This window comes from Oleiphilus sp. HI0080 (assembly GCF_001635135.1).
Genome location: NZ_LWFU01000234.1, coordinates 1 through 7954, shown reverse-complemented (window position 1 = coordinate 7954; position 7954 = coordinate 1). Strand labels below are relative to the sequence as shown.

Here is a 7954-nt window from a genome sequence, read left to right as displayed (position 1 = left end):
CGGTTATCAAGTGTCGCTTGCGTTCGCGAAAGACCGCTTACAGAGTCGCTCGCTTGCAGGTCCTAAGAACCCAGACGGCCCAGCCGACTCTATTCTTGTGCATCCTGATGTGCGACGTATGATCTTGAAGCAAAAGGTCTTGATCGAGGGTGGCCGAGCGATGGCGTATTGGTCGGCTTATCAGCAAGACCTAGCGCATGCCGCCGCTGATGAGGCGGAGCGAGAGAAAGCAGATGATTTGTTCCAGATCATGACGCCGATTGTGAAGTCTTTCTTGACCGATGAAGGCTACTTCAGCTGTGATTCTGCCTTGCAGTCGATGGGCGGCAACGGCTTCACGCAAGACTGGCCGGTAGAGCAATTGTTGCGAGATGGTCGAATCGCACGAATCTACGAAGGCACGAATGGTATTCAGGCACTCGATTTGATCGGGCGTAAGCTGACGATGCGCGGTGGACGCTTACCTCGCACTTACTTGGCCGCAATGAATGAGTTGCTCCAAGGGGCTTCAGCTGAACACAAAAAGCTGGCCGAGCAATTTATTGCCAAATTAACCAAAACGCTGATGGGGCTTGCCAAGACGTTGATGGCAGATCTGGAAGAAGCGGGTGCTGCAGCTACACCTCTGTTGCGTATGTTTGCACTCACCTCGCTTGCGGTGTTCTGGGCTCGCATGGCTGAGCAAGCAGATGATGAAGGTACGAAAGGTCGTTACAGTGCAGATTATCTGTCGGGTAAAAAGAAGGCTGCGGATCACTTCTTCCGTTTGTATCTTCCAGAGATGGATGCCTTGGCTGCGGATATTGAAGCGGGCAAAGCAACCTTGATGGACTTTGCCGAGGCCGAGTTCTAAGTTTCTCAGCCCAAAAGTGTAAAAAAGCCCCAGCTTACGTTGGGGCTTTTTGTTTGTGGGCATGCCCCGGTCATGGTGTATAGAGAAAATTGATCACAACAAGGCATACGGCAAGGTCTATCCGAGCTTATACGACGACAGCTCGTCCTTGGCGATTGCTTAGAAACTCGGCTTCATAGTTCCAGCATGTCTTTAATGCCTTCTCATCAATGACCTGAGTCGGAAAGCCAGTGCTGTGGATCTGTCCATGGTGGATGATCATCGTGTTATCGCAATACTTTAGCGCGTGATTAAGATCATGAAGCACGGCCAATATCAGCATCTCTTGTTCAATACAGAGGCTCTTAATGAGCTGTAAAAGTTGATGCTGGTGACCCAAATCTTGCGCAGAAAGTGCTTCATCAAGTAACAGTAGTGGAGTGCGTTCCGCATGACTAATCTGTACCAGTACTCTGGCGAGATTTACCCTTTGCTGCTCGCCGCCAGATAACAGGGGGTATTCTGCGTCAGCGAGATGTTCGCAGTCGCAGCGCTGCATGCAAGCTCGAACCAATTTTTTCGATTCATGATGGTTGAGTGAAAGGGGGGTTAGGCCCAGAGAAACCACTTCTTGCGCTTTAAACGAGAAGGTTAGGCTCGACGACTGAGGGAGTACGCCAATATGACGAGCGCGCTCAACCGAATCCCATTCTTGCAGCTCGATATCGTGGAAGCGTATTTCTCCCTTGTACGCGTGATCGCCGGAGATCGCCTTGAGAAACGAGGATTTACCTGCGCCATTCGCGCCGACTATTCCCCAAAAAGAAGCCTTATCAAACCCCTGTTTCTCTAGCGTGAACAGTGGCTTGTCGATTGTTCCTACAGACAAACGCTCAATTGATAGCATGCTCATATTTTCTCACCCATGTCGTTTTGCTTTGGAATGGTTTGATCTGTTACGTTTGGTCTGTTGCGTTTGAGCGCCCATTCTGCCCATGCTATAGCGCCCACCGCTTGCGTTCGCGTAGCAGTAAAGAGACAAAAAACGGGGCACCAATTAACGCAGTGATCAGACCAATTGGCAGCTCCGATGGTGCGATGAGTGTGCGTGCAAGTAAGTCCGAGAGAATAAGTAATAATCCACCCATTACGGCACTAATGGGTAAAAGAAAGCGATGGTTTGGCCCGCATAACATGCGAACAACATGTGGCACGACCAAACCTATGAAGCCAATAATCCCCGTATAGGCGACGCAAATACCCACACCTATGGCAACCAATACGATGGTGTTTCGTTTAAATCGCTCGACATCAATTCCCATGTGCCGGGCTTCCGACTCGCCAAGGAGCAGCGCATTGAGTGCATTGATGTGCTTTTGGAATAGAATGATGAGTGCGAGACAACACACAAAGACGAGCGGTAACTGCTCTGTTTTTGCCTTTGATAATGATCCCATCTGCCAAACGCTCAGTTCTCGCAGGCTGTTATCATCTGCAAAATAGGTTAATAGTCCGATGGCCGCGCCCGAGAACGCGCTCACAGCAACGCCAGCAAGCAATAAAATAACGACGGATGTTCCCCGGGCTGAGCGGGCCAGTGTATACACTAAGAGTGTCGCGCTGAGTCCGGCGGCAAACGCACAGACCGGCACGCTCCAGGCTTTCCAGTTCGCCGGCAGTAATACGATTGCAATGATAGCGCCTACCGCTGCACCAGAAGACACTCCGATAATGCCGGGATCTGCGAGGGGGTTTCGAAATAGCCCCTGTAACACCGCGCCGCATTGCGCCAAGATGCATCCGACCATCAGTGCGAGGGCGATTCTCGGTATGCGCAGTTCAAATAGCACCAATGTCGAAAGACTAGTTTCACTGTTCACATTTGCAGCTTGGCCGGCCGTTGCGCTCGTAATTGATTGCATGATCGATTCTATCGCGTCGCCTAGACTAATCTGAACGGCGCCCGTTAGCCCAGACAGCACTGAGGCCGCAAGGGTACTAAGCAGTAAAGTGATCATCAGAAGTTGAAAAGGAATCCGCATGGCTCTAATGGGCTTCTGCTATCACGTTAGACAGGAGGGCTTTAACCCGAAGGGCTTCGTCTATGGCGGCTACACTTATTCCTGCGACGAGGCTGCTTGCATCGATGTTGATTGCCGGAATGCCATACACCGAGCCAACCTTGCGCTGAAGGCTCTGATCGTGCTGAAGGCTCTGATTGCGCTGATGGCTCTGATTGCGCTGATGGCTCTGATTGCGCTGATTGCGCTGATCGCGCTGATCGCTCGATATGTTGCGGCTCGCTGTGATAATTAGATCAGGTTGCATGGCGAGTAAGGTTTCTGCCGACGTTTCTCGGTAAGCGTTAAATTGCGCTAGATTGGTCATGCCAAGCAGCTTGATGAAAGCATCGCCGCTGGTACCCATGCCGGCCATACTGCCATTTGCGCCACCCATATCTAATAGGAATACAGCGGTTGAGTGCTTTACCGTCATCGCGCTTAGGCGAGTGTCTTTTTCTACCAGTTTTTCTGCGACGCTTAGCCCCTCATCTTTAAGATGAAATGCCTTGGCAATCTGGAAGATATTGTTGGTTAGCATGCTTAGATTTTCTGGCGTCTCTTGCTGGATAACTTTAACGTGTGTCTCTCGAAGCACATCAAGCGTGCGTTCTGGCCCCATGAGTGAAGAGCCGATCAAGACATCCGCATTTAGGCTCAACAAACCTTCGGGTGACAATTGTCTGTGGTAACCGATATTCGGTAGATGATGAAACGCCTCCTCTCTGGAAGAGGTTAGGTCAATGGCAACAACGTGCTCTGCTAAGCCAAGTGCGCGTAGTATCTGTGTGGTGCCGAGATCAGCACTAATGATACGTGGCGCATTCGTTTGCGCGTATGCTAGGGAATGCATGATAAAAAGAGCGAGAGCCAAGCCTGCTCCGAGCACGATGTTGATGCCAGAGCGCTTCGCGTCAGGTATGAATCGCATTACTGTTTCTCCATAAGTATATGTGTATTAGACATTGAGTGTGTATTTAGGAAATTGAGCAGCGTAAGTAGCGGTGCAACGGGCGTTTTGGCGTCGCTCGCAATGTGCACGGGAATGCTGTTTCCCGAGTGTTTAATGCGTTCTTTTAAGTCTTTTTTAAGCGCTTGAAAATCTGCGAAGCGTTGGTCGGCGATCGCATAGAAGGGCGCCGTGGGATAAATCTGAACGACGACGGCCTTCGCAGGCTCTGCGCGAATCGGAGCCTGCTCTTGCTCCTTGTGTAAGGAAATGGGCAGCTCGATTATTGGGCTATTCATGCAGAGCAGCAGAAAAACAATCACAATGAACACAATGTCGATTAACGGGGTCAGATCTAATAGTGCCGTGTTTCGTGGCTTTGTTTTGAGTGTGATCATTTTGCTTCACTGAGCGCGTTTGCATAGCCGGGTGTCTTGATCGGACTATTTGATGTTTCACACATGCTGTCGTCATTGAGAGTGCTTTTTGCGCTTGATTGTTGAAGTGACAGTGCATTGATCGCGTTTACGGCTCGGTTGGTGATTTTCTCCGCCCACAGCAGAAATAAGTTGGAAAATAACAAACAAGGCAACGCAATTAGCAGGCCGGCTGCGCTGGTTTTCATCGCAATACCAAGTCCGTCTGCAACCAATGCCGGATTCACGCCGGTTGTTGAGTTTGCGACAGCATCAAACGAGGAAATTAATCCGATGATCGTACCGAGCAGGCCCGTGACAGGTGCGAGTGCAGCAAGCATCTGCAAGAGATAGGGGCCCGTCGATAGCCTGTTTAGCTGCTGTTGAAGAAAACGTTCTACCACCGTATCTCGAACTTCTACTGGCTGCGCGGCATGCTTTGTCATTTGCCTGTGCGCATCTTTTACCAGCGTGTTGGTCAGGGAGATGTGAGTCAGACGGACTGTGGACTCAAGTATGATGAGCATGCTGGCTAAGGCCATGATGAGCAAGGGTAACGTGAGTATGTCCAGTTGGCTTTCTAGGTAGATATAGATATTCATGGGGGCTCTGTTTTTCCTTTTTAATTCAATTCGAATCTAACGGGAATGTGCACGCGAGAAGCGATCGCTAGACCTTTCACTTGATGCGGCAGAAAGCGCCATTCTCTGACGGCATTCACCGCAGAATTGTCTAAAAGTGGGTTTCCAGAGCTTTTTTGTATTTTTAGATGTGTCTGAGATCCGAGCGCATCCAAAGACACCTCAATGACCACGGTTCCTTCCACACCTCGGCGGCGAGCCATGGACGGGTAGGTCGGAGGTGTTGGTGGCGTAGCGAAGAGCGGTTTTCTGACCAGCGGCTGCGGCTCTGCATGGGGTCGTCCTAACGCGTTTTGTTCACTGCTCGCAGATGTCGTCTGACTGTCCACTTGAGTATCTAGCTGAGTAACTGCCTTAGAAGCCTCTTTAGAAACCTCTTTGAAAACCTCTTTGGAAGCCTCTTTAGAAGCCAAGTGCGTGGTCTCCACGTTGCGCCCGCTTCGTGTTTGTGAGGCGAGCGGGTTGTTGGTGAAGGTCTCACCCTCTGGTGTTTGGTGTACTTTTGCCTCGTGTGCTTGAGCAGGTGTTGGCTGCTTTGATGCTCTTGGCTTTGAGCTTAAAGGTTTTGATTTTGAATGCGCTGATTTTAAAGGCTCTGAGCGCGAGTCGGATACGCTGCTATTGGCCGTGTCCTTTTTGGCGGTCTGGTTGTGGTCTGTGTGATTTGCCGTGTGATCTGTGACCTTACCCGGTGCGCGAGCTTGAGCCTGATGGGAGGCAAGGTGTTGGTTTTCTGTCAGCTTAAAGCGAGCAAGGCGTAATTGCTGGTGTTGCATTGGTTCAGCTTTGGAATGGGGTGTCGGTTTCGCGTGGGCCGCCAAAGCAAACTCTGCTGGGAGAGGGCTCAAGATAAGAGCGAGCGCGCCCAATATGAAAGCGCCCCGAAGCGTGTTGACCAGTAGGTTCGTGTTTGCATGCATGTTTAGTGCGTCCTTCAGTCGCCTTGCTTGTGCAGAATAATGGTTGGCGCATTCTCTTTTTTGGTGCACCACCAATGAAAGTGAGCAGAGCATAGAGGCTTGGTCATTAAACGTCAATAATAATCTAAATGATAACAATTCGTATTTACAATAAAAATTAGCTCTGATACTGTGCCTCCTGAAAATTCAACAACACACCAGGACAAGGCACTGAAAGATGAGTAAAAGAAGTCACGTCGTTCTACCGTTGGCACTAAGCTTCTCGGCTGAGCTGTTAGCGACAGAGGCACAATCTCCCGAGCTATTCTCGCTAGGCGAGGTCAACGTAACGGCCACTAAAATCGAGGATTCCGAACAGAACACAGCGCGCCCGATGTCTGTTATTCAGATGAGCGAGCCACAAAACAAGAATGTGCAAAGTGTTGCAGATGCCTTGGACTCACAATCGAATATTACTCAGTCGGGCGGGCCAAGGAGTTCGGTAAAGTCTGTCAATATCCGAGGACTTGGCGGCAACAAAGTGCTGCAAACAATCGATGGCGCGCCCCAAGCATTTCAATCTGGTCATCGGGCGAGCTATTTTCTCGATCCGGCATTGATCAAGCGTGTTGAGGTGGTAAAAGGCCCTGCGTCGAGTATTTATGGCTCCGGCGCAATTGGCGGCGTCGTCGCACAAGAAACGATTGACCCTGAAGATCTGCTTGCTGGAGATCGCAAGCAGGGCGGGTTTGTAAAACTTGCGAACAACGCAAATAACCAGCAACAGGATGTTGTTGCGGGTTTGGGGCTACGCTCTGGAGATCTGGACTGGCTGCTATCAGGCTACTACAAAGATGGCGACGATATGACGCTTGGCAATGGCGACACGCTTGAGAGTTCTGCAGAGCGATCAAAGGGTGTTTTGGTGAAGCAAAACTGGTTTGTTGCTGATAGCCAAAGTCTTGGCTTGAGCTATCGAAATGAGCAGCTTGCAGGTCAGGTTCCCTCCAATGGCTCGGCCGCCATCAACGGTACAAGTGTATTTAATCTTCAGAGGGACCAAGTAAACCAAGCTGCAAACATTGATTATGACTGGGTCAACAAAGACGGTAGTAATACGTTCAACGCGAAAGCCTATTGGGACAGCATTGCCATTGACGAATCGCGTATTAGCGACAACAGAGCAGATAAAACAGAGCAAGATAGCGTTGGTCTATCGCTTGATAATGTAACGGGCTTCAATGGGTTTACTTTATTAACCGGTGCCGAAACGAAAGAAACGCACTTTGATGGTGAGCGCTCTGGTGTCGCTGGAACGCGCCCAATCGTTCCTGGTGCGGTTACGACTACTTCGGGTTTATATGCACAGATCGTCGCACCCCTTTATGGATCTAGCGCCAGTGCGCGAGGGGATGGAATCAGCTTGGAGTTGGGTGCGCGCTATGATGATTTCTCATCTGAGGCGAAGAACCTGAATCAGAGCAACTCCGACGATGATTTCTCGGGCTCTGCGGCTCTGGTATGGCGACAAAGTGAACAGCTCACTGTAGCGCTTCGATATGACCAAGCATTTCGCGCTCCTTCAGCTGAGGAGCTATACACCACCGGCGCGCACTTTTGTATGGGGCCGGGCTTTTGTAACACCTTCGTCGCAACGCCAGATCTTGATCCGGAAACGGCAGAGAACAAAGAGCTGCTGGTGAAGTGGAGTGACACGCAATGGCTTGGTGCTGATCGCGTGGGAGTGAGCGCGTCTGTTTTTCGAAATGACGTCGATAACTTTATTTCGCAGATCGTCGAGCCACCTTCATTTGGCATGGGGCCGCCAAACGCGGGGACCACTTACAACACCAATGTAGATAAAGCTCAGCTAAATGGTTTCGAGCTAGAAGCAAGCTATCTTTTGGCCGGCGTTGAAGGTCGGATTGCGTATGGGCAGGTTCGCGGAAAAGACCAGAAAACAGGGGAGGATCTCACGAACATCCCTGCAGACAGCATCACGGCTCAGCTCTCCAATCAATTCTCAAGTTCGGCGCAACTCGGTATGCGCGTTATTCATACCCAAGACCAAGACAAAACCCGCTATTCGGCCAACACGACTCAGCTAGTGTATGACGATTACACCACATTAGATGTTTATGGCTCATGGGCACCGAA

At 50.5% G+C, this 7954-nt stretch carries 8 protein-coding genes; 2 read left to right on the top strand and 6 right to left on the bottom strand.

Features of this window, described 5'->3' with window-relative positions; genetic code table 11:
- A partial coding sequence (locus A3751_RS02565; RefSeq protein WP_197466127.1) for an acyl-CoA dehydrogenase occupies positions 1 to 853 on the top strand: 853 nt, incomplete at its 5' end.
- Between the two features lie 127 nt (positions 854 to 980).
- Here A3751_RS02565 and A3751_RS02560 read toward each other — a convergent pair.
- From A3751_RS02560 to A3751_RS02535, 6 genes are all read right to left on the bottom strand, one after another.
- Positions 981 to 1745 carry an ATP-binding cassette domain-containing protein gene (locus A3751_RS02560; protein WP_068451744.1) on the bottom strand — a complete coding sequence of 255 codons (765 nt, stop codon included), beginning with the start codon at positions 1743 to 1745 and terminating at the stop codon, positions 981 to 983.
- A gap of 85 nt (positions 1746 to 1830) precedes the next feature.
- A complete protein-coding gene (locus A3751_RS02555; RefSeq protein ID WP_369819949.1) occupies positions 1831 to 2850 on the bottom strand; it encodes a FecCD family ABC transporter permease in 1020 nt (339 codons plus the stop codon).
- A gap of 28 nt (positions 2851 to 2878) precedes the next feature.
- Positions 2879 to 3823 (bottom strand): hemin ABC transporter substrate-binding protein, encoded by a 945-nt coding sequence (locus tag A3751_RS02550; protein ID WP_068451740.1) that lies wholly within the window; start codon positions 3821 to 3823, stop codon positions 2879 to 2881.
- A complete protein-coding gene (locus tag A3751_RS02545) occupies positions 3823 to 4239 on the bottom strand; it encodes a biopolymer transporter ExbD (RefSeq protein ID WP_068451737.1) in 417 nt (138 codons plus the stop codon). Before A3751_RS02545 ends, A3751_RS02550 begins: the two co-directional genes overlap by 1 nt.
- Positions 4236 to 4859, bottom strand: a complete 624-nt coding sequence (locus A3751_RS02540; protein WP_068451733.1) for a MotA/TolQ/ExbB proton channel family protein — start codon at positions 4857 to 4859, stop codon at positions 4236 to 4238. Before A3751_RS02540 ends, A3751_RS02545 begins: the two co-directional genes overlap by 4 nt.
- Positions 4860 to 4879: 20 nt before the next feature.
- The gene (locus A3751_RS02535; RefSeq protein ID WP_068451729.1) at positions 4880 to 5818 is read right to left on the bottom strand and encodes an energy transducer TonB; all 939 of its coding nucleotides are present in this window, start codon (positions 5816 to 5818) and stop codon (positions 4880 to 4882) included.
- 217 nt (positions 5819 to 6035) lie between these two features.
- Here A3751_RS02535 and A3751_RS02530 point away from each other — a divergent pair.
- Positions 6036 to 7954, top strand: a 1919-nt coding sequence (locus A3751_RS02530) for a TonB-dependent receptor domain-containing protein (protein WP_068451724.1), incomplete at its 3' end; no start/stop codon positions are given.

What these genes read in the sequence shown, in the direction of transcription:
- A3751_RS02550 (WP_068451740.1), bottom strand. Translation starts at nt 3,823, where the DNA reads ATGCGATTCATACCTGACGCGAAGCGCTCTGGCATCAACATCGTGCTC.
- A3751_RS02560 (WP_068451744.1), bottom strand. Translation starts at nt 1,745, where the DNA reads ATGAGCATGCTATCAATTGAGCGTTTGTCTGTAGGAACAATCGACAAG.
- A3751_RS02545 (WP_068451737.1), bottom strand. Translation starts at nt 4,239, where the DNA reads ATGATCACACTCAAAACAAAGCCACGAAACACGGCACTATTAGATCTG.
- A3751_RS02555 (WP_369819949.1), bottom strand. Translation starts at nt 2,850, where the DNA reads ATGATCACTTTACTGCTTAGTACCCTTGCGGCCTCAGTGCTGTCTGGG.
- A3751_RS02535 (WP_068451729.1), bottom strand. Translation starts at nt 5,818, where the DNA reads ATGCATGCAAACACGAACCTACTGGTCAACACGCTTCGGGGCGCTTTC.
- A3751_RS02540 (WP_068451733.1), bottom strand. Translation starts at nt 4,859, where the DNA reads ATGAATATCTATATCTACCTAGAAAGCCAACTGGACATACTCACGTTA.